The organism is Micromonospora okii (assembly GCF_020884795.1).
Lineage (GTDB): Bacteria > Actinomycetota > Actinomycetes > Mycobacteriales > Micromonosporaceae > Micromonospora > Micromonospora okii.
Genome location: NZ_BBZF01000012.1, coordinates 181,422 through 208,254 on the forward strand (window position 1 = coordinate 181,422; position 26,833 = coordinate 208,254).

Genomic DNA, 26,833 nt, shown 5'->3' on the forward strand with positions numbered 1-26,833 from the left:
GGGGTCGTTCGGCGTGGTGCCGGACTTCGTGGGCGGGCACTCGATCGGTGAGGTCACGGCCGCGTACGTGGCGGGGGTGTTGTCCCTGGAGCACGCGTGCGCCCTGGTGGCGGCGCGGGGGCGGTTGATGCAGGCGCTGCCGGCCGGCGGCGGGATGCTCGCCGTCGCCGCCGCCGAGGCCGACGTGCTCGCCTCACTCGACGGGCTGACCGACCGGGTCGGGATCGCCGCCGTGAACGGCCCGTCGGCCGTGGTCGTCTCCGGTGCCGTGGACGCCCTGGACGAGGTGGAGCGGGTGTGGCGGGAGCGGGGTGCGCGGACCCGCCGGTTGGCGGTGAGTCACGCGTTCCACAGCCCGCTGATGGAGCCGATGCTGGAGAAGTTCCGGGCGCTGCTCGGCCGGTTGACGTTCTCCGCGCCGACGCTGCCCGTGGTGTCGAACGTGACCGGGGCCCTCGCCGAGGGCGACGAGCTGCGCAGCCCCGACTACTGGGTGCGGCACGTGCGCGAGGCCGTCCGGTACGCCGACGGGGTCGCCGCGCTGCGGGCGGCCGGTGTGGACACGTTCCTGGAGATCGGCCCGCGCAGCGTGCTGACCGCGCTGACGGCCGACGCGCTGCCGGACGGCGACACGGTGCTGGCCGTGGCGGCGCAGCGGCGGGACCGACCCGATGCGCACGCCCTGCTCGCCGCCCTCGCCGAGCTGCACGTCCACGGCGTACCCGTCGACTGGCGGCCCTGGCTCGCCGGTTCCGGGGCGGCGCGGGTGGACCTGCCGACGTATGCGTTCCAGCGGCAGCGGTTCTGGCCTGAGGTGGGTTCGTGGCGCGTCGGTGACGTGTCCGGGGCGGGTCTGGGGGTGGCCGGGCATCCGTTGTTGGGTGCGGCGGTGCGGTTGGCCGGTGACGACGAGGTGGTGTTGACGGGTCGGTTGTCGGTGTCGTCGCACGCGTGGTTGGCCGATCATGTGGTGTCGGGTGCGGTGGTGGTGCCGGGCACGGCGTTGGTGGAGTTGGTGGTGCGTGCGGGTGACGAGGTGGGTGCGTCGCGGGTGCGGGAGTTGACGGTTTCTGCGCCGTTGGTGTTGCCGGCCTCGGGTGGGGTGCGGGTGCAGGTGCGGGTGGGTGCGGCCGAGGGTGGCCTCCGTCAGGTGACGGTGCACTCGCAGGCCGAGGAGGACGCCGAGGCGGAGTGGGTGCGGCACGCCGAGGGCCTGCTGGAGCCCGCCGTCGTCGAGGAGCCGACCGTTGGGGCGTGGCCGCCCGTCGGGGCGTCCGAGGTGGAGCTAACCGGCTGGTACCCGGCCTTCGCCGAGCACGGCCTGTCGTACGGGCCAATGTTCCGGGGGCTGCGTCGGGTGTGGACCGGCGACGGCGAGGTGTATGCCGAGGTCGCCCTGCCCGACGAGGCGGCGGGCGACGCCGCGGGCTTCGGGGTGCATCCGGCGCTGCTGGACGCCGCCCTGCACCCGATCGGGCTGCTCGACGCCGGCACCGGCACCGGCCCCCGGGTGCCGTTCGCGTTCTCCGGCGTGCAGGTGCACGCCTCCGGCGCCCGCACGCTGCGGGTGCGGCTGACCCGGTCCGGCTCGTCGGTGCGCCTCGTCGCCGCCGACGAGAACGGCGCGCCGGTCGTCTCCGTCGACTCGCTCGTCCTGCGCGAGATGGGCGCCGTCTCGGCCCCCAGCGCGGCGGACCGCTCCCTGTTCGAGGTGTCCTGGCGGGTCGAGGACGTGGTCCCGGCCGGGGCCGTGTCGGGCGCGGTGGCGCTGGGCGACGCCGAGGTGGCGGGCCTGCTGGTCTTCGCGGACGTGGCGGCGCTGCTCGACGCGGTGGAGACGGGCCGGACGGCGCCGGGGCTCCTGCTGCTGCCGGTCTCCGCCGGCCAGGCGTCGGTGCCGGAGGCGGCGCGGGCGGCGACGACGAGCGTGCTGGGTGTGGTGCAGGCGTTCTTGGCCGCCGAGGTGTTGGTGGAGTCGCGGTTGGTGGTGGTGACGCGGGGCGCGGTGGTGGCGGGTGACGGGGATCGGGTGGTTGATCTGGCGGGTGCGGCGGTGTGGGGTCTGCTGCGGTCGGCGCAGTCGGAGCATCCGGGCCGGATCGTGCTCGCCGACCTCGACGGTGCGCTGGACGCCGGGGCGGTGGCCCTGCTCGCGGCGGTGGCCGACGACCCGGCCCCGACCGGCGGGCAGCTCGCGATCCGGGGCGGCGCGGTGCGCGTACCCCGGATGGCGCGCCTGGCCGGCGACGAGCTGACGCCCCCGGCGTCGGGCCTCTGGCACCTCGCGCCGGTCGCCCCCGGCACCCTCGACGGCGTGGACCTGGTCCCCGCCCCGGCCGCCGAGCTGGGGAGCGGGCAGGTGCGGATCGCCGTGCGCGCCACCGGCGTGAACTTCCGCGACGTGCTCATCGCGCTCGGCATGTACCCGGACCCGGCGGCCCGGATGGGCAGCGAGGGCGCGGGCGTCGTCCTGGAGGTCGGCCCCGGCGTCGACGGCCTCGCCCCCGGCGACCGGGTCATGGGCATGTTCGAGCCCGGGTTCGGCCCGCAGGTCGTCGCCGAGCGCGAGCGGGTGGCCAAGATCCCCGCCGGCTGGTCGTTCACCGAGGCGGCGTCCGTCCCGCTGGTCTTCCTCACGGCGTACTACGCGTTGCGTGATCTGGCGGGTCTGCGCTCGGGCGAGTCTGTGCTGGTCCACTCGGGTGCGGGTGGGGTGGGTATGGCGGCGATTCAGCTTGCCCGGCATTTCGGTGCGACGGTGTATGCGACGGCGAGCCCCGGCAAGTGGGGCACGCTGCGGGGCCTGGGTGTGGCTGAGGAGCGGATTGCGTCGTCGCGGTCGACGGAGTTCGAGGGGTTGTTTGCGTCTGCGTCGGGTGGCGCGGGTGTGGATGTGGTGTTGGACGCGCTTGCGGGTGAGTTCGTGGATGCGTCGTTGCGGTTGTTGCCGCGTGGCGGTCGGTTCGTGGAGATGGGCAAGTCGGATGTGCGTGATGCGGCTGTGGTGGCTGTGGAGCATCCGGGGGTTGCCTATCGGGCGTTTGACCTGAACGAGGCGGGCAGCACCCGGATCGGGCAGATGCTCGGCGAACTGCTGGAGCTTTTCGACAGTGGCGCTTTGACGCCGTTGCCGGTGCGGGCATGGGACGTGCGGCACGCGCGTCAGGCGTTGCGGCACATCAGCCAGGCCAAGCACGTCGGCAAGGTCGTGCTGACCGTCCCCGTTCCGGTCGATCCGGAGGGGACGACGCTGGTCACGGGCGCATCTGGTGCCTTGGCGGGTGTGGTGGCCCGGCATCTGGTCGCCTCGGGTCAGTCCCGTCGGCTGGTGTTGGCGTCGCGGCGGTTGCCGGTCGAGGGTTCGGACTACGCGGCGCTGGTGAGCGAGCTGACCGGGGCGGGGGCGAGTGTCACGGCCGTCTCGGTGGATGTGGGTGATCCGGAGCAGGTGCGGCGGCTCGTGGCCGGGGTGGACGCGGCGCATCCGCTGACCGCCGTGGTGCACTGCGCGGGCGTCGTGGCCGACGCGGTCGTCACGTCGCTCTCCGCCGACGACGTCGCCGCCGTGATGCGACCGAAGGTGGACGCCGGGTGGGCGTTGCACGAGGCGACCGCGCATCTGGATCTGTCGGCGTTCGTGTTGTTCTCGTCGGTCGCGGCGACGCTGGGCTCGCCCGGCCAGGGCAACTACGCCGCCGCGAACGCGTTCCTCGACGCCCTCGCCCAACACCGCCACGACCGGGGGCTGCCGGCCACCAGCATCGGCTGGGGCATGTGGGCCGCCGCCAGCGCCATGACCGCCCACCTCGACGGCGACGACGAGCGGCGGCTGCGGCGGTTCGGCATGAGCGCACTGACCGCCGCCGAGGGCAGCGCCCTGCTCGACGCGGCCACCGCCAGGCCACTGCCGACGATCGCGGCGGCCCGCCTCCGCATCACCGGGGACGCCGACCAGGTTCCGCCGATCCTGCGGCTGCTCGCCCGGACCGGCGGACGCCGCCAGGCCGGCGGCGCGTCAAGCCCCACGGGACCGGGCTGGGCGGAGCGGCTGGCGGGGCTGGCGCGGGACGAGGCGCGCCGGTTGCTGGTGGAGTTGGTGTGTGCGCAGGCGGCGGCGGTGCTCGGGCACGCGTCGGCGCAGGCGGTGCCGGGTGGTCGGGCGTTCAAGGAGCTGGGCTTCGACTCGCTGACGTCGGTCGAGCTGCGTAACCGGCTCGCGGGAGCGACGGGGCTGCGGCTGCCCGCCACCCTCGTCTTCGACTACCCGACGCCGGAGCGCTTGGCCGAGCACCTGCACGAGCAGCTCGGCGACACCACGAGCGCCGGCCGAGCCATCGCCCGCGCCGCCGGCACGGCGGGCTCCGACGAGCCCATCGCCATCATCGGCATGGCCTGCCGCTACCCCGGCGGGGTGTCCAGTCCGGAGCAGCTCTGGGAGCTTGTCGCCTCGGGTGGGGACGCGATCGGGGGGTTCCCGACCGATCGGGGTTGGGACCTCGACGGGCTGTACGACCCGGACGCCGACCGGGCGGGCACGTCCACGACCCGGCAGGGCGGCTTCCTCTACGACGCGGGCGAGTTCGACCCCGGGTTCTTCGGCATCAGCCCGCGTGAGGCCCTGGCGATGGACCCGCAGCAGCGGCTGCTGCTGGAGACCTCGTGGGAGGCGTTCGAGCACGCCGGCCTCGACCCCGCCAGCGGCCACGGCACCGTCACCGGCGTCTTCATCGGCGCCGCCTCCTCCGGCTACGCCGCCACCGGCGGCGACGGCCTCGACGGACTGGAAGGGCATCTGCTCACCGGCACCGCCGGCAGTGTCGCGTCCGGCCGGGTCGCCTACACGTTCGGCCTGGAGGGGCCGGCCGTCACCGTCGACACCGCCTGCTCGTCGTCCCTGGTCGCCTTGCACCTGGCCGCGCAGGCGCTGCGCTCCGGCGAGTGCGAGATGGCCCTCGCCGGGGGCGTCGCCCTGATGGCCCAGCCCGGCATGTTCTCCGAGTTCTCCCGCCAGGGCGGCCTCGCACCCGACGGGCGGTGCAAGGCGTTCGCCGCGTCGGCCGACGGCACCGGCTGGGGCGAGGGCGTCGGCATCCTCCTGGTCGAGCGCCTTTCCGACGCCCGGCGGCGCGGCCACCGCGTCCTCGCCGTGATCCGGGGGACCGCCGTGAACCAGGACGGCGCGTCGAACGGCCTCACCGCCCCGAACGGGCCGTCGCAGCAGCGGGTGATCCGGCAGGCCCTCGCCAACGCCCGGCTCACCGCCGCCGACGTGGACGCCGTCGAGGCCCACGGCACCGGCACGACCCTCGGTGACCCGATCGAGGCGCAGGCGCTCCTGGCCACGTACGGGCAGGACCGGCCCGAAGGTCGGCCCCTGCTGCTCGGCTCGATCAAGTCGAACATCGGGCACACCCAGGCCGCCGCCGGCGTCGCCGGCATCATCAAGATGGTCCTCGCGATGCGGCACGGCCTCGTCCCGCCGACCCTGCACGTGGACGAGCCGTCCCCGCACGTCGACTGGGCGGCCGGGGCGGTCACCCTCACCACCGAGGCCGCCCCCTGGCCGGTCCTGGACCGGCCCCGCAGGGCCGCCGTCTCCTCCTTCGGCATCAGCGGCACCAACGCCCACGCCATCATCGAGCAGGCCCCGGCCGACGCCGCCGCGCCCCGCCCCGAGCGCCCCGGCCCGCCGCCCGGACTGGTCGCCGCCGACGCCGTACCGCTGCTCGTCTCGGCCCGCGACGCCCGTGCGCTGCGCGACCAGGCCGAGCGGGTCCGGGCCCACCTCGCCGACGCGCCGGGCCTCGACCTCGCCGACCTCGGGTACTCGCTCGCCACCGGCCGCGCCCACCACCCGCACCGGCGGGTCGCGGTGGCCGCCGACCGGGAGACCGCGCTGGCCGGGCTCGCCGCGCTCGCCGACGCCGACCACCCCGCCGTCGCCGACGGTACGCCGAAGGTTGTCTTCGTCTTCCCCGGCCAGGGCTCGCAGTGGGCCGGGATGGCCCTCGACCTCCTGGACTCCTCGCCCGTCTTCCGCGACCGGATGGCGCAGTGCGCGGCGGAGCTGTCCCACCTCGTCGACTGGAACATCGAGGACGTCCTGCGGGGCGCGCCCGGGGCCCCGCCGGCGGACCGGGTGGACGTCGTCCAGCCGCTGCTCTTCTCCATCATGGTCTCCCTCGCGGAGGTGTGGAGGGCCTGCGGCGTCCGGCCCGACGCCGTCGTCGGCCACTCGCAGGGCGAGATCGCCGCCGCCTGCGTCGTCGGCGCGCTCACCCTGCCCGACGCGGTGCGGCTCGTCGTCGCCCGCAGCCGGGGCCTGCTGGCCATCTCCGGGCGGGGCGGCATGGTCTCCGTGCCGCTGCCCGCCGCCGACACCGAGCTGCTCATCGCCCCGTGGGCGCGGGCGCTCTCCGTCGCCGCACTCAACGGCGCCGCCGCGACCGTGGTGGCGGGCGACGTCGGCCCGATCGACGAGCTGCTCGCCGCCTGCGCGGAGCGCGGCATCCGGGCCCGCCGGGTCGCGGTGGACTTCGCGTCCCACTCCGGCCACGTCGAGGCCGTCCGCGAGGACCTGGCCGCCTCGTTCGGCGTGATCGAGGCCCACCCGGCGGAGGTGGCCTTCCACTCGACCGTCACCGGCGAGCGCCTCGACACCACCGGGCTGGACGCCGACTACTGGTACCGGAACCTGCGCGAGCCGGTCCGCCTCGCCCCCGTGGTCGACGCGCTGATCGACGCCGGCTTCCGCACGTTCGTCGAGGTCAGCCCGCACCCCGTGCTCAAGGTCGTGGTGCAGGACGCCCTCGACCGGGCCGCCGCCGGGCAGCCCGGCGTCGTCGTCGGCTCGCTGCGCCGCGACGAGCACGGTCCCCGCCAGCTCCTCACCGCGCTGGGCGACCTGCACACCGCCGGCGTACCCGTCGACTGGGCCGCCGTCTTCGCCGGTTCCGGGGCGGCGCGGGTGGACCTGCCGACGTATGCGTTCCAGCGGCAGCGGTTCTGGCCCGAGGTGGGTTCGTGGCGCGTCGGTGACGTGTCCGGGGCGGGGCTGGGGGTGGCCGGGCATCCGTTGTTGGGTGCGGCGGTGCGTCTTGCCGGTGACGACGAGGTGGTGTTGACGGGTCGGTTGTCGGTGTCGTCGCACGCGTGGTTGGCGGATCATGTGGTGTCGGGTGCGGTGGTGGTGCCGGGCACGGCGTTGGTGGAGCTGGTGGTGCGTGCGGGTGACGAGGTGGGTGCGTCGCGGGTGCGGGAGTTGACGGTTTCCGCGCCGTTGGTGTTGCCGGCCTCGGGTGGGGTGCGGGTGCAGGTGCGGGTGGGTGCGGCCGAGGGCGGCGTCCGCCAGGTGACGGTGCATTCGCAGGCCGAGGACGACGCCGAGGCGGAGTGGGTGCGGCACGCGGAGGGCCTGCTGGAGCCGGCCGCCGCCGAGGAGCCTGCGGTGGGGGCGTGGCCGCCGGTTGGTGTGCCGGAGACGGACCTGGCGGGCTGGTACGAGGCGCTTGCCGGGCACGGCCTGGTGTACGGGCCGGTGTTCCGGGGCCTGCGTCGGGTGTGGGCCGGCGAGGGTGAGGTGTACGCGGAGGTCGTGCTGCCGGACGAGGCGGCGGACGTGTCGGCGTTCGGGGTGCATCCGGCGTTGCTGGACGCGGCCCTGCACCCGATCGGGTTGTTGCTCAGCGGGGAGGGTGACGGGCCTCGGGTGCCGTTCGCGTTCTCGGGTGTGCAGGTGCATGCCTCGGGTGCGTCGGTGTTGCGGGTGCGGTTGAGTCGTGTGGGTTCGGGTGTGCGGTTGGTGGCGGTGGATGCCTCGGGTGCGCCGGTGGTGTCGGTGGACTCGTTGGTGTTGCGGGAACTGGGCGGGGTCGTCGCGTCGGCCGATCGTTCGCTGTTCGAGGTGTCCTGGCGGGTCGAGGAGGTGGCCCCGGCGGGGGACGTGTCGGGCGCGGTGGTGCTGGGTGACGCCGAGGTGGCGGGGCTGCCGGTGTTCGCGGACGTGGCGGCGCTGGTGCGGGCCGTGGAGGCGGGCCGGGCGACGCCGGGCCTCCTGCTGCTGCCCGTCACGGATGGGGCGCCGGGCGGGGGCGACCTGCCGGAGCTGGTCCGGTCGGTGACGTCGGGCGCACTGGGCGTCGTGCAGGCGTGGCTGGGTGCCGACGTGCTCGCCGACGCGCGGCTCGTCGTGGTCGGCCGAAACGCCGTGTCGGCGCAGCCGGGCGATCGGGTGGCCGACCTGGCGGGTGCGGCGGTGTGGGGTCTGCTGCGGTCGGCGCAGTCGGAGCACCCGGGCCGCATCGTGCTCGCCGACCTCGACGGTCCGCTGGACGCCGGGGCGGTGGCCCTGCTCGCGGCGGTGGCCGACGACCCGGCCCCGACCGGCGGGCAGCTCGCGATCCGGGGCGACGCGGTTCTGACCCCCCGGGTGGTCCGGCCAACCGGCGACACGCTCACCCCGCAGGCCGACCTGTGGCACGTCGCCGCCGTCGACCCGGGCACCATCGACGGCGTCGACCTGGTCCCCGCCGAGCCGGCCGTTCTGAAGCCGGGTGAGGTGCGGGTCGCTGTGCGGGCGGCGGGGGTGAACTTCCGCGACGTGTTGATCGCGTTGGGCATGTATCCGGACCCGACTGCCGTGATGGGCAGTGAGGGTGCGGGTGTGGTGCTGGAGGTCGGCCCCGGCGTTGACGGCCTGGTGCCGGGTGATCGGGTGTTCGGGTTGTTCGAGCCGGGCTTCGGTCCGCGGGTGGTGGCGCAGCGGCAGCGGGTGGCGAGGGTGCCGGCGGGTTGGTCGTTCGTCGAGGCGGCGTCGGTGCCGGTGGTGTTCCTGACGGCGTACTACGCGTTGCGTGATCTGGCGGGTCTGCGGTCGGGTGAGTCTGTGCTGGTCCACTCGGGTGCGGGTGGGGTGGGTATGGCGGCGATTCAGCTCGCCCAGCATTTCGGTGCGACGGTGTATGCGACGGCGAGCCCCGGCAAGTGGGACACGCTGCGGGCTCTGGGCGTCGCGCAGGAGCGGATCGCGTCGTCGCGGACCACGGACTTCGAGCAGTCTTTCGCGTCTGCGTCGGGTGGCGCGGGTGTGGATGTGGTGTTGGACGCGCTTGCGGGTGAGTTCGTGGACGCGTCGTTGCGGTTGTTGCCGCGTGGTGGTCGGTTCGTGGAGATGGGCAAGACCGACGTCCGCGACCCGGAACTGGTCGCGCGCCAGCACCCCGGCGTCACGTACCAGGCGTTCGAGCTGAACGCCGCCGGCCCCGAGCGCATCGGCCAGATGCTCGGCGAGCTGTTGGCGTTGTTCGAGCAGGGTGTGTTGCGGCCGTTGCCGGTGCGGGTGTGGGACGTGCGGCGGGCGCGGTCGGCGTTGCGGCACATCAGCCAGGCTCGCCACGTCGGCAAGGTGGTGCTGAGCGTCCCCGCTCCGGTCGATCCGGAGGGCACGACGCTGGTCACGGGCGCATCCGGTGCCTTGGCGGGTGTGGTGGCCCGGCACCTGGTCGCCTCGGGTCAGTCCCGTCGGCTGTTGCTGGCGTCGCGGCGGTTGCCGGTCGAGGGCTCGGACTACGCGGCGCTGGTCGCCGAGCTGACCGAGGCGGGGGCGAGCGTCACGACCGCTTCGGTGGACGTGAGCGACCCGGAGCAGGTGCGGCGGCTCGTGGCCGAGGTGGACCCGGTCCATCCGCTGACCGCCGTGGTGCACTGCGCCGGGGCGATCGCGGACGCGACGGTCACCTCCCTCGACGCCGACGCGCTCACCACGGTCATGCGGCCCAAGGTGGACGCCGCGTGGGCGTTGCACGAGGCCACCGCGCATCTGGACCTGTCGGCGTTCGTGTTGTTCTCCTCGGTCGCCGCGACGCTGGGCTCGCTCGGCCAGGGCAACTACGCCGCCGCGAACGCGTTCCTCGACGCCCTCGCCCAACACCGCCACGACCGGGGACTTCCGGCGGCGAGCCTCGCGTGGGGCCTCTGGGCCACCACCAGCGCCATGACCGCCCACCTCGACGCCACCGAGCACCGGCGGGCCATCCGCGCCGGCAGCGCCCCGCTCACCGACACCGAGGGGCTCGCCCTCCTCGACGCGGCGCGGCGGCACGGGGGCGCGCACGTCGTACTCATGAAGGTGCCGGCGGGGGCGGACGGGCCGGGCCCGGTGCCCGCCCTGCTGCGCGACCTCGTGCGCCCGCCCCGCTCGCGGCGACGGGCGGCGGCCCGCGCCACCGCCGACCTGTCGCTGGGCGAGCGGCTCGCCGCCCTCAGCCCGGCCGAACGTCGTGGCCAGCTTCTCGACCTGGTCGCCGGCAGCGTGGCGGCGGTGCTCGGCCACCGCTCGGCGGACACCGTCGACCCGCAGCGGCCGTTCAAGGAACTCGGCTTCGACTCGCTGACCTCCGTCGAGCTGCGCAACCGGCTCGCCTCGGCCACCGCCCTGCGGCTGCCCGCCACGGTCGCCTTCGACCACCCCACCCCGACCGTGCTCGCCGACTTCCTCGACCGGGAGATCGCCGGCCGGGCCACCCCCGCTCCGGCCACGGCGGCGACGGCGGCGACGAGCCTGGACGAGCCCATCGCGATCGTCGGCATGGCCTGCCGCTTCCCCGGGGACGTGCGGACCCCCGAGCAACTGTGGGACCTCGTCGCGGCGGGCGCGGACGTCATCGCGCCCTTCCCCACGGACCGGGGATGGGACCTCACCGACCTGCGCGCCGACGCCGAGGACGGCACGGCCGTCCCGCAGCGCGGCGGCTTCCTGTACGACGCCGCCGACTTCGACGCCGCCTTCTTCGGCATCTCCCCGCGCGAGGCCCTGGCCATGGACCCGCAGCAGCGGCTGCTGCTGGAGACCTCGTGGGAGGCGTTCGAGCGGGCCGGCATCGACCCGCTGACGGCCCGGGGCAGCAGCACCGGCGTCTACGTCGGCCTGATCTACCACGACTACGCGGGCAAGGCGGTCGGCACCTCCGACGAGCTGGACGGGTACGTCGGCAACGGCAGCGCCGGCAGCGTCGCCTCCGGGCGCATCTCGTACCTGTTCGGCCTCGAAGGGCCGGCCGTGACCGTCGACACCGCCTGCTCCTCCTCGCTGGTCGCGCTGCACCTCGCCGCCCAGGCGCTGCGGCAGAACGAGTGCGGCCTCGCCCTCGCCGGTGGCGTCAGCGTGATGTCCACCCCCGGCATGCTCGCCGAGTTCTCCCGGCAGCGCGGCCTGTCGCCCGACGGTCGGTGCAGGGCGTTCGGCGTCGGCGCGAACGGCACCGGCTTCGCCGAGGGCGTCGGAATGCTGCTGCTGGAGCGGCTGAGCGACGCCCGACGCAACGGTCGGCGCATCCTCGCCGTCGTGCGGGGCAGCGCGGTCAACCAGGACGGGGCCAGCAGCGGCCTCACCGCCCCGAACGGGCCGTCCCAGCAGCGGGTGATCCGGCAGGCCCTCGCCAACGCCCGGCTCGCCCCGGCCGACGTCGACGCCGTCGAGGCGCACGGCACCGGCACGGCGCTCGGCGACCCGATCGAGGCACAGGCGCTCCTGGCCACGTACGGGCAGGACCGGGGCGACGCCGCCCCGCTGCTGCTCGGCTCGATCAAGTCGAACATCGGCCACACCCAGGCCGCCGCCGGCGTCGCCGGCGTGATCAAGATGGTCATGGCGATGCGGCACGGGACGCTTCCGCGCACCCTGCACGCCGACGAGCCGTCCCCGCACGTCGACTGGGCGGCCGGCGCGGTCTCCCTGGTCACCGAGGCGCGGCCGTGGCCCGAGGTGGACCGGCCCCGCCGGGCCGCCGTCTCCTCGTTCGGCATCAGCGGCACGAACGTCCACACCGTCCTGGAGCAGGCGCCCGAGGCGACGCCCGCGTCGACCGTCACCGTGCCGGCCGTCGTCGCCTCCGGCGACCTCACCACGCCCTGCGTGCTCTCCGCCCGCACCGCCGAGGCCCTGCGCGAGCAGGCCCGCCGGCTGCGCGACTGGCTGGGGGAGAACCCGACCGTGCCGCTGCCCGACCTCGGGCACGCCCTCGCCACCGGCCGCTCCGCGTTCGAGCACCGGGCGGTGCTACTGCCCCGCGACCGGCAGAGCCTCCTCGCCGGGCTGGACGCCGTCACCGGCGACCTGCCCTCCTCCATCGTCGTCCGGGGCGCGGTCCGGGCCGGCCGGCTCGCCGTTCTCTTCTCCGGTCAGGGCGCGCAGCGCGCGGGGATGGGCCGGGAGCTGTACGCCGCGTTTCCGGTGTTCGCCGCCGCGCTGGACGAGGTGTGCGGGCTGCTCGACCCGCTGCTGCCCCGGCCCCTGCGGCCGGTGCTGTTCGCGGTCGAGGGCTCGCCGGACGCCGGGCTGTTGGACCAGACGGTGTTCACGCAGGCGGGGTTGTTCGCGGTCGAGGTGGCGCTGTTCCGGCTTGTCGAGTCGTTCGGGGTCGTGCCGGACTTCGTGGGCGGGCACTCGATCGGTGAGGTCACGGCCGCGCATGTGGCCGGGGTGTTGTCGCTGGCGGACGCGTGTGCGCTGGTGGCGGCGCGGGGTTGGCTGATGCAGGCGTTGCCGGTCGGTGGTGGGATGCTGGCGGTTGCCGCCGCCGAGGAGGCCGTGGCGGCGTCGATCGCCGGGCTGGCCGATCGGGTGGGTGTCGCGGCGGTGAACGGCCCGTCGGCCGTGGTGGTCTCCGGTGCCGTCGACGCCCTGGACGAGGTCGAGCGGGTGTGGCGGGAGCGGGGTGCGCGGACGCGCCGGTTGACCGTGAGCCACGCGTTCCACAGCCCGCTGATGGAGCCGATGCTGGACGAGTTCCGGGCGGTCCTGGCCGGGCTGGCCTTCGCCGCGCCGCTGCTGCCGGTGGTGTCGAACCTGACCGGGGCGCTCGCCGAGGCCGACGAGATCCGCGACCCGGAGTACTGGGTGCGCCACGTCCGCGAGGCCGTCCGCTTCGCCGACGGAATCGCGTACCTGCGGCAGCGCAACGTCGGCGCGTACCTGGAGGTCGGGCCGGACGGCGTGCTCGCCGGCATGATCCAGGACTGCCTCGCGGACGACGCGGCCGGCCCGGTGGTCGTGCCGACCCTGCGCAGGGGGCGGACCGAGGCGTCCGCGCTGTTCGGGGCGCTCGCCGAGGCGTACGTCGGCGGCGTGCCCGTCGACTGGGCCACGCTGACCGGGGGCGGCGCGGCCGTGCGCCCGGTGGACCTGCCGACGTACCCGTTCCAGCGGCAGCGGTTCTGGCCCGACCCGGCGACCTGGCGGGCCGGGGACGTCTCCGGAGCCGGACTCGCCGCCCCCGGGCATCCGTTGTTGGGTGCGGCGGTGCGGTTGGCCGGTGACGACGAGGTGGTGTTGACGGGTCGGTTGTCGGTGTCGTCGCACGCGTGGTTGGCGGATCATGTGGTGTCGGGTGCGGTGGTGGTGCCGGGCACGGCGTTGGTGGAGCTGGTGGTGCGCGCCGGTGACGAGGTGGGTGCGTCGCGGGTCCGGGAGCTGACCATTGCCGCCCCGCTGACCCTGCCCGCTACCGGCGGCGGCGTGCGGGTGCAGGTGCGCGTCGGCGCGGCCGACGACACCGGCGGCCGGGACGTGGCCGTCCACTCCCAGCCGGAGGACGACCCGGAGGCCGAGTGGACCCGGCACGCGGACGGCGCACTGGAGCCGGCCGCCGCCGAGGAGCCGACCGTGGGGGCCTGGCCGCCCCCCGGTCTGACGGAGACGGACCTGGCGGGCTGGTACGAGGCGCTTGCCGGGCACGGCCTGGTGTACGGGCCGGTGTTCCGGGGCCTGCGTCGGTTGTGGACCGGCGAGGGTGAGGTGTACGCCGAAATCGTCCTGCCGGACGAGACGGCGGACGTGTCCGCGTTCGGGGTGCATCCGGCGCTGCTGGACGCTGCCCTGCACCCGATCGGGCTGCTCGACGGCGGCTCCGGGCCTCGGGTGCCGTTCGCGTTCTCGGGTGTGCAGGTGCATGCCTCGGGTGCGTCGGTGTTGCGGGTGCGGTTGAGTCGTGCGGGTTCGGGTGTGCGTTTGGTGGCGGTGGATGCCTCGGGTGCGCCGGTGGTGTCGGTGGACTCGTTGGTGTTGCGGGAACTGGGCGGGGTTGCCGCGTCGGGTGGGGCCGATCGTTCGCTGTTCGAGGTGTCCTGGCGGGTCGAGGAGGTGGCCCCGGCGGGGGACGTGTCGGCTGCGGTGGTGCTGGGCGACGCCGAGGTGGCGGGGCTGCCGGTCTTCGCGGACGTGGCGGCGCTGGTGCGGGCCGTGGAGGCGGGCCGGGCGGTGCCGGAGCTGGTGGTGCTGCCGGTGTCGGCCGCCGAGGCCCCGGTGCCGGTGGCGGCGCGTGAGATCGCCGAGGGCGTGCTGGGCGTGGCGCAGGCGTTCTTGGCCGCCGACGTGTTGGCGGAGTCGCGGTTGGTGGTGGTGACGCGGGGCGCGGTGGTGGCGGGTGACGGGGATCGGGTGGTTGATCTGGCGGGTGCGGCGGTGTGGGGTCTGCTGCGGTCGGCGCAGTCGGAGCACCCGGACCGCATCGTGCTCGCCGACACCGACGAGATCGTCGACGCGCGGGCGCTCGGCGTGCTGGCCGCTGTCGCGGTCGACCCGTCCACGGTCGGCGGTCAGCTCGCGCTTCGGGGCGACACGGTGTTCGTACCCCGGCTCGTGCGCCAGGTGGGCGCGGAGCTGACCCCGCCCACGGACGGCGCGTGGCACGTCGCCGCCGCGCGCCCCGGCACGCTGGACGGCGTCGACCTGGTGCCCGCCGAGCCGGCCGCGCTCAAGCCGGGTGAGGTGCGGGTCGCTGTGCGGGCGGCGGGGGTGAACTTCCGTGATGTGTTGATCGCGTTGGGCATGTATCCGGACCCGACTGCCGTGATGGGCAGTGAGGGTGCGGGTGTGGTGCTGGAGGTCGGCCCCGGCGTTGACGGCCTGGTGCCGGGTGATCGGGTGTTCGGGTTGTTCGAGCCGGGCTTCGGTCCGCATGTGGTGGCGCAGCGGCAGCGGGTGGCGAAGGTGCCGGCGGGTTGGTCGTTTGTCGAGGCGGCGTCGGTGCCGGTGGTGTTCCTGACGGCGTACTACGCGTTGCGTGATCTGGCGGGTCTGCGGTCGGGTGAGTCTGTGCTGGTCCACTCGGGTGCGGGTGGGGTGGGTATGGCGGCGATTCAGCTCGCCCACTATTTCGGTGCGACGGTGTATGCGACGGCGAGCCCCGGCAAGTGGGGCATGTTGCGGGCTCTGGGGGTTGCGGACGAGCGGATTGCGTCGTCGCGGACCACGGAGTTCGAGGGGTCTTTTGCGTCTGCGTCGGGTGGCGCGGGTGTGGATGTGGTGTTGGACGCGCTTGCGGGTGAGTTCGTGGATGCGTCGTTGCGGTTGTTGCCGCGTGGCGGCCGGTTCGTGGAGATGGGCAAGTCGGATGTGCGTGATGCGGCTGTGGTGGCTGTGGAGCATCCGGGGGTTGCCTATCGGGCGTTTGACCTGAACGAGGCGGGCGGCGAGCGGATCGGGCAGATGCTCGGCGAGCTGTTGGCGTTGTTCGAGCAGGGCGTGTTGCGGCCGTTGCCGGTGCGGGTGTGGGACGTGCGGCGGGCGCGGTCGGCGTTGCGGCACATCAGCCAGGCTCGCCACGTCGGCAAGGTGGTGCTGAGCGTCCCCGCTCCGGTCGATCCGGAGGGCACGACGCTGGTCACGGGCGCATCCGGTGCCTTGGCGGGTGTGGTGGCCCGGCACCTGGTCGCCTCGGGTCAGTCCCGTCGGCTGTTGCTGGCGTCGCGGCGGTTGCCGGTCGAGGGCTCGGACTACGCGGCGCTGGTTGCCGAGCTGACCGGGGCGGGGGCGAGCGTCACGGCCGTCTCCGTGGACGTGGGCGATGCGGAGCAGGTGCGGCGGCTCGTGGCCGGTGTGGACGCGGCGCATCCGCTGACCGCCGTGGTGCACTGCGCCGGGGTGATCGCGGACGCGACGGTCACCTCCCTCGACGCCGACGCGCTCGCCACGGTCATGCGGCCGAAGGTCGACGCGGCGTGGGCGTTGCACGAGGCGACCGCGCATCTGGACCTGTCGGCGTTCGTGTTGTTCTCGTCGGTCGCGGCGACGCTGGGCTCGCCCGGGCAGGGCAACTACGCCGCCGCGAACGCGTTCCTCGACGCCCTCGCCCAACACCGCCACGACCAGGGACTTCCGGCCACCAGCATCGGCTGGGGCATGTGGGCCACGGCCGGCGGCATGGTCGCCCACCTCGCCGCCGACGACCGGCAGCGGCTCGGCCGGCTCGGCATGAGCGGCCTGACCGAGGCGGAGGGGACCGCCCTGCTCGACGCGGCAACCTCCGGGGCCGCCCCGGCAGTGGTGGCCGCCCGGCTGCGGATCACCGGCGAGGCCGGGCAGGTCCCGCCGATCGTCCGACTGCTCGCCCGCAGCGGGCCGCGCCGCCGGGCGCGCTCCGCCGAGACCGGGACCGACTCGGGCTGGGCGGAGCGGCTGGCCGGGCTGGCGCGGGACGAGGCGCGCCGGCTGCTGGTGGAGTTGGTGTGCGCGCAGGCGGCGGCGGTGCTCGGGCACGCCTCGGCGCAGGCCGTGCCGGGCGGTCGGGCGTTCAAGGAGCTGGGCTTCGACTCGCTGACCTCGGTGGAGCTGCGCAACCGGCTCGCGACGGCCACCGGGCTGCGCCTGCCGGCCACCCTCGTCTTCGACTACCCGACGCCGGAGCGCTTGGCCGAGCACCTGCACGAGCAGCTCGGCCACTCCGCAGCCCCCGTCGCCGCCGCGACCCGGGCCGTCGCCGCCGACGACGACCCGATCGCGATCATCGGCATGGCCTGCCGATTCCCGGGCGGGGTGTCCAGCCCGGAGCAGCTCTGGGACCTTGTTGCCTCGGGTGGGGACGCGATCGGCGGGTTCCCGACCGATCGGGGCTGGGATCTCGACGCCCTGTACGACCCGGACGCCGACCGGGCGGGCACGTCCACGACCCGGCAGGGCGGCTTCCTCTACGACGCGGGCGAGTTCGACCCCAGCTTCTTCGGCATCAGCCCGCGTGAGGCCCTGGCGACGGACCCGCAGCAGCGGCTGCTGCTGGAGACCTCGTGGGAGGCGTTCGAGCACGCCGGCCTCGACCCGCGCGACCCGAAGGTCACCACCGGCGTCTTCGCCGGCCTGATCCACCACGACTACGCGGGCCGCCTGGAGGGGGCGGAGGAGCTGGAGGGCTACCTCGTCAACGGCACCGCCGGCAGCGTCGCGTCCGGCCGGGTCGCGTACACGTTCGGCCTGGAGGGGCCGGCCGTCACCGTGGACACGGCCTGCTCGTCGTCGCTGGTCGCGCTGCACCTCGCGGGGCAGGCGCTGCGGTCGGGGGAGTGCGACCTGGCCCTCGCGGGCGGCGTGACGGTGATGGCCACCCCGAGCGCGTTCATCGGCTTCTCCCGGCAGCGCGGGCTCTCCCCGGACGGCCGCTGCCGGTCGTTCGCCGCGTCGGCCGACGGCACGAGCTGGTCCGAGGGCGTGGGGATGCTGCTGGTCGAGCGGCTGAGCGACGCCCGGCGCAACGGCCACCGCGTCCTCGCCGTCGTGCGGGGCAGCGCCGTGAACCAGGACGGCGCGTCGAACGGGCTCACCGCCCCGAACGGCCCCGCCCAGCAGCGCGTCATCCGGCAGGCCCTCGCCAACGCCCGGCTCACCCCCGCCGACGTGGACGCCGTCGAGGCCCACGGCACCGGCACCACGCTGGGCGACCCGATCGAGGCGCAGGCGCTCCTGGCCACGTACGGGCAGGACCGGGGCGACGCCGCGCCGCTGCTGCTCGGCTCGATCAAGTCGAACATGGGCCACACGCAGGCGGCGGCGGGCGTCGCCGGCATCATCAAGATGATCCTCGCCATGCGGCACGGCCTCGTCCCGCCGACGCTGCACGTGGACGAGCCGTCCCCGCACATCGACTGGAATGCCGGAGCGGTCGCCCTGGCCACCGCGCCGACGCCCTGGCCCGCCGTGGACCGGCCCCGCCGGGCCGCCGTCTCCTCCTTCGGCATCAGCGGCACCAACGCGCACGTGATCATCGAGGCCCCGGCGACGGCGGCGGTCGAGGGCGAGACGGTCGGGCGGGTCACCCCGCCGGTGGTGCCCGTGCTGCTCTCCGCCCGCACCGACGCCGCGCTCGCCGCGCAGGCCGGCCGGTGGGCCCGCTGGCTGGCCGGCGACGAGGGGCTGGCCCCGCTGGACGTCGCCTGGTCGTCGGTGACCACCCGCCCCGCCCTGGAGCGGCGGGCCGTGGTGACCGCCGCCGGCCGCGACGACCTGCTCGCCGGCCTGCGGGCCCTCGCCTCGGGCGAGCCGTCCGCGACCGTGGTCGCCGGCACCCCGGAGCAGCGGGGACACCTGGCCCTGATCTTCTCCGGTCAGGGCGCGCAGCGCGCGGGGATGGGCCGGGAGCTGTACGGGGCGTTTCCGGTGTTCGCCTCGGCGCTGGACGAGGTGTGCGGGCTGCTCGACCCGCTGCTGCCCCGGCCCCTGCGGCCGGTGCTGTTCGCGGTCGAGGGCTCGCCGGACGCCGAGCTGTTGGACCAGACGGTGTTCACGCAGGCCGGGCTGTTCGCGGTCGAGGTGGCGCTGTTCCGGCTTGTCGAGTCGTTCGGGGTCGTGCCGGACTTCGTGGGCGGGCACTCGATCGGTGAGGTCACGGCCGCGCATGTGGCCGGGGTGTTGTCGCTGGCGGATGCGTGTGCGCTGGTGGCGGCGCGGGGTCGGCTGATGCAGGCGTTGCCGGCCGGTGGCGGGATGCTGGCGGTTGCCGCCGCCGAGGAGGCCGTGGCGGCGTCGATCGCCGGGTTGGCCGACCGGGTGGGTGTCGCGGCGGTGAACGGCCCGACCTCGGTGGTCGTCTCCGGTGCCCTCGACGCCCTCGACGAGGTGGAGAGGGCCTGGCGGGAGCGGGGCGTCAGGACGCGCCGGCTGACGGTCAGCCACGCGTTCCACAGCCCGCTGATAGAGCCGATGCTGGACGAGTTCCGGGCGGTCCTGGCCGGGCTGGCCTTCGCCGCGCCGCTGCTGCCGGTGGTGTCGAACCTGACCGGGGCGCTCGCCGAGGCCGACGAGATCCGCGACCCGGAGTACTGGGTGCGCCACGTCCGCCAGGCCGTCCGCTTCGCCGACGGGATCACCGTCCTGCGCAAGGCCGGCGTCGACACGTTCCTGGAGATCGGGCCGCGCAGCGTGCTCACCGCGCTCACCGCCGACGTGCTCCCCGGCGACGAGGGCGTGCTCGCCGTCGCCGCCCAGCGCCACGACCGGCCCGAGGCCGCCGCCCTGCTCGCCGCCCTCGCCGAGCTGCACGCCCACGGCGAGCCGGTCACCTGGCGGCAGTGGTTCGCCGGCACCGGCGCGCGGCGGGTCGACCTGCCCACGTACGCGTTCCAGCACGAACGGTTCTGGCCCGAGCCGGCCGCCCGGCCGCACGGCCCGGCCCCGGTCGACGGCGGGGACGCCGAGTTCTGGGCCGCCGTCGAGCGCGGCGACCTCACCGCCCTCGCCGGGCAGCTCGGCGACGCCGCCGCCGTGGACGCCCTCACCCCCGCCCTGCCCGCGCTCACCGCCTGGCGGCGGGCCCGCGCCCGGGACGCCGCCGTGACCGGCTGGTCGTACCAGGTGGGCTGGCGGCGGGTCGACCTCGGCGACGCCCCGGCGGCGGCCGGTCGCTGGCTGCTCGTCGGCCCCGACGGCGACCCGGCGGCCGAGCGGGTCGCCGCCGCGCTGGCGACGGCCGGCGGGGAGGTGCGGCGGCTGCCCGCCGACCCGGCCACCGCCACCCGTGGCGGCCTGGCCCGGCGGCTGACCGCCGCGCTCGCCGACGGGCCGGTCGCCGGCGTCGTGTCGCTGCTCGGCGCGCACGACGACCCGCACCCGCGCCACCCGGCCGTGCCGGTCGGCACGGCGGCCACGCTGCTGCTGCTCCAGGCGCTGCACGACGCCGGGGCGGACGCCCCGCTGTGGTGCGTCACCCGGGGCGCGGTCGGCACCGGCGACCACGACCCGGTCCGCAGCGCCGCCCAGGGCGGGCTGTGGGGCCTGGGCCGGGTCGCCGGCCTGGAGCTGCCCCGGCTGCGGGTGGGCCTGCTGGACCTGCCCGAGGCCGACGTCGATTCCGCCCGGCTGGCGGCGGCGCTCACCGCCGCCGGCGACGAGGACCAGCTCGCCGTGCGGCACGACGGCGTGTACGGGCGGCGGCTCACCCGGGCCGCCCCCGCCGACCCGGCGGCGGCCGAGCGGTGGCGACCCTCCGGCACCGTGCTGGTCACCGGCGGCACCGGCGCGCTGGGCGCGCACGTGGCCCGCTGGGCGGCCGGCAACGGCGCCGCGCACCTGGTGCTCACCGGCCGGCGCGGCGAGGACGCCCCGGGCGCGGCGGAGCTGCGCGACGAGCTGACCGCCCTCGGCGTACGGGTCACCGTCGCGGCCTGCGACGTGGCCGACCGGGACGCGGTGGCGGCCCTGCTCGCCCGCGTCGACGGCGACCCGGCCCCGCTGACCGCCGTGGTGCACGCCGCCGGGCTCAACGACGTGGCCCCGCTGGTCGACACCGACACCGGCCGGCTGGCCGGGGTGCTGGCCGGCAAGGTCGCCGGGGCGGCGCACCTCGACGAGCTGCTCGGCGACCGGCCGCTCGACGCGTTCGTGCTCTTCGCCTCCATCGCCGGCATCTGGGGCAGCGGCGGGCAGGCCGGCTACGCGGCCGGGAACGCGTACCTCGACGCCCTGGCCGAGCGGCGTGCCGCGCGCGGCCTCGCCGCCACCTCCGTGGCGTGGGGGCCGTGGGCCGACGGCGGGATGGCCACCGACGACGCCCAGCGGGAGCTGGCCCGGCGCGGGCTGCGGGCGATGTCCCCGGCCGACGCCGTGCACGCGCTGCGGATCGCCGTCGGGCGCGGGCGGCCCTGCCTCACCGTCGCCGACGTCGACTGGGCGACGTTCGCCCCGGCGTACGCGGCGGTGCGGCCCCGGCCGCTGCTGGCCGACCTGCCCGAGGCCGGGCAGGCGGCCCGGCCCGCCGCCGACGACGCGCCCGCCGACGGCGGCGACGCCCTGCGCGAGCGCCTGCGCGCCCTGCCCCGCGACGAGCAGGACCGCCACCTCACCGACCTGGTCCGCGCGCAGGCCGCGGCGGTGCTCGGCCACCCCGGCCCCGAGCGGGTCAAACCCCGGCGCGCGTTCTCCGAGCTGGGCTTCGACTCGCTGACCGCCGTGGAGCTGCGCAACCGGCTGGCCCGCGCCACCGGCCTGCCCCTGCCCACCACGCTGGTCTTCGACCACCCCGACCCGGCCGCCCTCGCCGGGCACCTGCTCACCGAGCTGGTCCCCGAGGCGCACCGGGCCGAGGCGGCCGACCCGGCCGAGACGGCGGTGCGGCAGGCCCTCGCCACCATCCCGCTGGCCCGCATCCGCGAGGCCGGGCTGCTGGACCTCCTGCTGAAGCTGACCGACGGCGACGACACCGACCCCACCGGCACCGACGAGAACGTCGACATCGACATCGACGAGATGGACGCCGACACCCTCATCAGGCTGGCGCTCGACGGCTCCGAGTCCTGACCCATGTCCCACGTACGGAGTACATGATGTCCACGTCTGCAGATAAGGCCGTCGAGGCGCTTCGGGCTTCGCTCAAGGAGACCAACCGGCTCAAGCAGCTCAACCAGCAGCTCACCGCGGCGGCGCGGGAGCCCGTCGCCATCGTGGCGATGTCCTGCCGCTACCCGGGCGGGGTGTCCGGCCCCGACCAGCTCTGGGACCTGGTGGCCTCCGGCGGGGACGCCATCGGCGGTTTCCCCACCGACCGGGGCTGGGACCTGGACAACCTGTACGACCCGCAGGCCGACCGGGTCGGCCGGTCCACCACCCGGCAGGGCGGGTTCCTCTACGAGGCGGCCGAGTTCGACGCCGACTTCTTCGGCATCAGCCCCCGCGAGGCCCTCGCCATGGACCCGCAGCAGCGGCTGCTGCTGGAGACCTCGTGGGAGGCGTTCGAGACCGCCGGCATCGCCCCGTCGTCGGTGCGCGGGCAGAAGGTCGGCGTCTTCGTCGGCACCGCCGGCAACGGCTACGGCCACGGCCAGGACGGCGGCGCGGACGGCGCCGACGAGGGCTACCTGCTCACCGGCACCGCCACCAGCGTCGTCTCCGGCCGCATCGCCTACGCGCTCGGGCTGGAGGGGCCGGCGGTCACCGTGGACACCGCCTGCTCGTCGTCGCTGGTCGCGCTGCACCTGGCCTGCCAGGCCCTGCGCTCCGGCGAGTTCGACCTGGCGCTGGCCGGCGGCGTCACCGTGATGGCCACCCCCGGCGCGTTCGTCGGCTTCTCCCGCCAGCGCGGGCTCGCCTCCGACGGGCGGTGCAAGTCGTTCGCCGCCGCCGCCGACGGCACCGGCTGGGCCGAGGGCGTCGGCCTGCTGCTCGTCGAGCGCCTCTCCGACGCCCAGCGCAACGGCCACCGCGTCCTCGCCGTGGTGCGCGGCTCGGCGATCAACCAGGACGGCGCGTCCAACGGGCTGACCGCCCCGAACGGCCCCGCCCAGCAGCGCGTCATCCGGCAGGCGCTGAGCAACGCCCGGCTCACGGGCGTCGACGTGGACGCCGTCGAGGCCCACGGCACCGGCACCCGCCTCGGCGACCCGATCGAGGCGCAGGCGCTGCTCGCCACGTACGGGCGGGAACGCGACGGGCGCGACCCGCTCTGGCTCGGCTCGATCAAGTCGAACATCGGGCACAGCCAGTCCGCCGCCGGCATCGCCGGGATCATCAAGATGGTCATGGCGATGCGGCACGGCCTGCTCCCGGCCACCCTGCACGTCGACGAGCCGTCCCCGCACATCGACTGGTCGGCCGGGGCGGTGGAGCTGCTCACCGAGGCCCGGCCCTGGCCGGAGGTGGACCGGCCGCGCCGCGCCGCCGTTTCCTCGTTCGGCATCAGCGGCACCAACGCCCACGTCATCCTCGAACAGGCCGCCCCGTCGCCCGCCGCCGCGCCCCCGGCGCAGCCCGGCCTGCTCGCCTCGCCCGCCACCGTGTGGGCGCTGTCGGCCCGCTCCACGGCCGCCCTGTGCGAGCAGGCCGCCCGGATCGCCCGCTACGTGCGCGACCGCGACGGCGTCGACCCGGCCCGGCTGGCCTGGTCGCTGGCCACCACCCGGTCGGTCTTCGAGCACCGGGCGGCCGTCGTCGCCGCCGACCCGGCGCAGCTCCTCGCCGGCCTCGACGCCCTCGCCGCCGGCACCCCCGCAGGCACGGTCGTCACCGGCCTGGCCGGCGAGCCCGGCGAGGGCACCGTCTGGGTCTTCCCCGGGCAGGGCTCCCAGTACGCGGCGATGGGCGTCGGCCTGGTCGGCGCCTGCCCCGTCTTCGACGCCGCCCTCGCCGAGTGCCAGGCCGAGCTGGACCGCTGGCTCGACGTCGACCTCGTCGCCGTCCTCACCGGCCCCGACGACTCCTGGCTGACCCGCTCCGAGATCGTCCAGCCGGTCCTGTTCGCCGTCGCCGTGGGCCTGGCCCGGCTGTGGCGGCAGGCCGGCCTGAACCCCCGCGCGGTCATCGGCCACTCCCAGGGCGAGATCGTCGCCGCCCACGTCGCCGGGGCGCTGACCCTGGCCGACGCCGCGCGGGTCCTCGCCCTGCGCGTGCGCGCCCTGGGTGACATCGCCGGCACCGGGGGCATGGCCGCGATCGACCTGCCCGCCGACGTCGTCGCCGCCCGGCTCCCCGACGGGGTGACCGTCGCCGTCGTCAACGGCCCCGCCGCCAGCGTCGTCGCCGGGCCGGCGCAGGCCATCGCCGACACCGTCGCGGCCTTCGTCGCCGACGGCGTCCGGGCCCGGGTCGTCGACGTGGACTACGCCTCGCACTCCGCGTCCGTGCAACCGGTCGCCGACCGGGTGCGCGCCGAGCTGGCCGGCATCGCCCCCCGCGACGGGGACGTGCCGATCATCTCCACCGTCACCGGCACCCGGCTCGACGGGGCGGAGCTGGACGCCGACTACTGGGCCGAGAACCTGCGGCAGCCGGTGCTCTTCGACGCCGCCGTGCGCGCCGCGATCGACGCCGGGCACACCGACTTCGTCGAGATCTCCGCGCACCCGATCCTCACCATGCCGCTCACCGCGATCCTCGACGACGCCGGCACCGCCGGCCGGGCGCTGGCGACCCTGCGCCGGGGCGAGGACGCCGCCGTGCGGCTGCTCACCAGCCTCGCCGCCGCCCACGCGCACGGGCTGCCGGTGGACCACCGCCGCGTCCTGCCCGCCGCCGACGTCCTCACCGACCTGCCCACCTACCCCTTCCAGCGGCAGCGCTACTGGCCGGAGCGGATGGCCGCCACCGCCGCCGGGCCCGTCAGCCCCGACGTGGTCGACGTCGAGTTCTGGTCGGCGGTGGAGCGCTCCGACGTGGCCGCCCTCGCCGCCCAGCTCGACGGCCCGCCCGCCGACCTGGAGGTGCTCGCCCCGGCGCTGCCGGTGCTGTCGTCCTGGCGGAAGGCCCGGCTGCGGCGCGCCGTGCTCGACGGCTGGTCGTACCGGGTGGTGTGGAAGCCGGCCGGGCCGGCCGGCGGCGCGCCCGTCACCGGAGACCTGCTGGTCGTGCTGCCCGGGGGCGACCCGGTCGTGGACGGCTGGGTGGACCGGCTCGCCGCCGCGCACGGCGCGGCCGTGCGGCGGATCGCCGTCGACCCCGCCGGGGTCACCCGCGAGGAGCTGGCCGGGGCGCTCGCCGGGCACTCCGACGCGCCCCCGGCCGGGGTCGTCTCCCTGCTCGGCCTCGCCGACGCCGACTACCCGGGTCACCCCGGCGTCCCCACCGGCCTCGTCGCCACCACCCGCCTCGTGCAGGCGGTGCGGGACGCCGACGTGGCCGCGCCGCTGTGGTGCCTCACCATCGGCGGCGTCGGCACCGACCCCGCCGAGCCGGTGGCCAGCGCCGCCCAGCACGCCCTGTGGGGCCTCGCCCGGGTCGTCGGCCTGGAACACCCGGACCGCTGGGGCGGCCTGGTCGACCTGCCCGCCGAGCCCGGCCCGGCGGCGTGGGCCGAGGTGGCGCGCATCCTGACCGGCGGCGGCGACGAGGACCAGTTCGCCGTCCGCCCGTACGGCACGTTCGTCCGCCGGCTCGCCCGCACCACCGCCGCCAGCGCCGGGCGGGTCACCCCGTGGCAGCCGCGCGGCACCGTCCTGGTCACCGGCGGCACCGGCGCGATCGGCGCGCAGGCCGCCCGCTGGCTGGCCGCCAACGGCGCGGAGCACCTGGTGCTCACCAGCCGCCGGGGCCTCGACGCCGCCGGCGCCCGCGAGCTGGCCGACGAGCTGACCGCCACCGGCGTACGGGTCACCGTCGCCGCCTGCGACATGGCCGACCGCGAGCAGGTCGCCGCGCTGGTCGCCGGCCTGGACGACGTCGCCCCGCTCACCGCCGTGCTGCACGCCGCCGGCATCACCCAGCTCACCGCCCTCGTCGACACCGACCTGGACGTGTTCGACCACGTCATGGCCGGCAAGGTCGCCGGCGCGGCCCATCTTGACGCGCTGCTCGGCGACCGCGAGCTGGACGCGTTCGTCACCTTCGCCTCGATCTCCGGCGTGTGGGGCAGCGGCGGGCAGGGCGCGTACGCGGCGGCGAACGCGTACCTCGACGCGCTCGCCGAGGGCCGCCGCGCCCGGGGGCTCGCCGCCACCTCGATCTCCTGGGGCGCCTGGGCCGAGGGCGGCATGGCCACCACCGAGGAGGCCCAGCGGCTGCTCAGCCGGCGCGGCCTCAACCCGATGCAGCCGGCCGCCGCGCTGCTTGCCCTGCGCCGCGCCGTCGAGCACGGCGAGACCTGCCTGGTCGTCGCCGACGTCGACTGGGCGCAGTTCGCCCCCGCGTACGCCTCCGCCCGGCCGCGTCCCCTGCTCGACGACATCGCCGAGGCGCGGGCGGCCCTGACCGCCGGCCCCGCCGACGCCACCGACGACGGGGCCACCGACCACGCGGGCGCGCTGCGCCGGGAGCTGGCCGCCCTGACCCGCGCCGAGCGGGACCGCCACCTCACCGACCTGGTCCGCGACCACGCCGCCGCCGTCCTCGGCCACGCCGGCACCGACGCGGTCCGGCCGAAGCGGGCGTTCAAGGAGCTGGGCTTCGACTCGCTGACCGCCGTGGAGCTGCGCAACCAGCTCACCGGCGCGACCGGGCTGCCCCTGCCCACCACCCTGATCTTCGACTACCCGAACCCGGCCGCCCTCGCCGGCCACCTGGCGTCCCTGCTCCGGCTGGACGCCGCCGACGCGACCGCCGACGCCCCGACCGCCGTCGCCGCCGCGTCGGCCGGCCCGGCCGTCGCCGACGAGCCGATCGCCATCGTCGGCATGAGCTGCCGCTACCCGGGCGGGGTGAGCGACCCCGACGGGCTGTGGGAGCTGGTCGCCGCCGGACGCGACGGCATCACCGAGTTCCGCACCGACCGGCACTGGGACCTGGAGCGGCTGCTCACCGACGACGCCGAGGCGGCCGGCCGCTCCTCCACCCGGCACGGCGGCTTCATCGACGGGGCCGCCGACTTCGACCCGGTCTTCTTCGGCATCTCCCCGCGCGAGGCCCTGGCGATGGACCCGCAGCAGCGGCTGCTGCTCGAGGCCACCTGGGAGGCGTTCGAGCAGGGCGGCGTCAACCCCGAGGCGCTGCACGGCACCCCGACCGGCGTCTTCGTCGGCGCGTCCCCGTCCGGGTACGGCACCGGCGACGAGACCCCCGACCTGGACGGCTACCGGCTCACCGGCGGCGCGCACAGCGTCATCTCCGGCCGCGTCGCCTACACGTTCGGCCTGGAGGGGCCGGCCGTCACCG

Annotated in this window: 2 protein-coding genes; both read left to right on the plus strand. The window is 76.0% G+C overall.

Going from position 1 to position 26,833, the window contains the following annotated elements; genetic code table 11:
• Positions 1-21,556, plus strand: a 21,556-nt coding sequence (locus tag LPU43_RS00770) for a type I polyketide synthase (protein WP_373321625.1), incomplete at its 5' end; no start/stop codon positions are given.
• Positions 21,557-21,582: 26 nt separating this feature from the next.
• Positions 21,583-26,833, plus strand: a 5,251-nt coding sequence (locus LPU43_RS00775; protein WP_229397793.1) for a type I polyketide synthase, incomplete at its 3' end; no start/stop codon positions are given.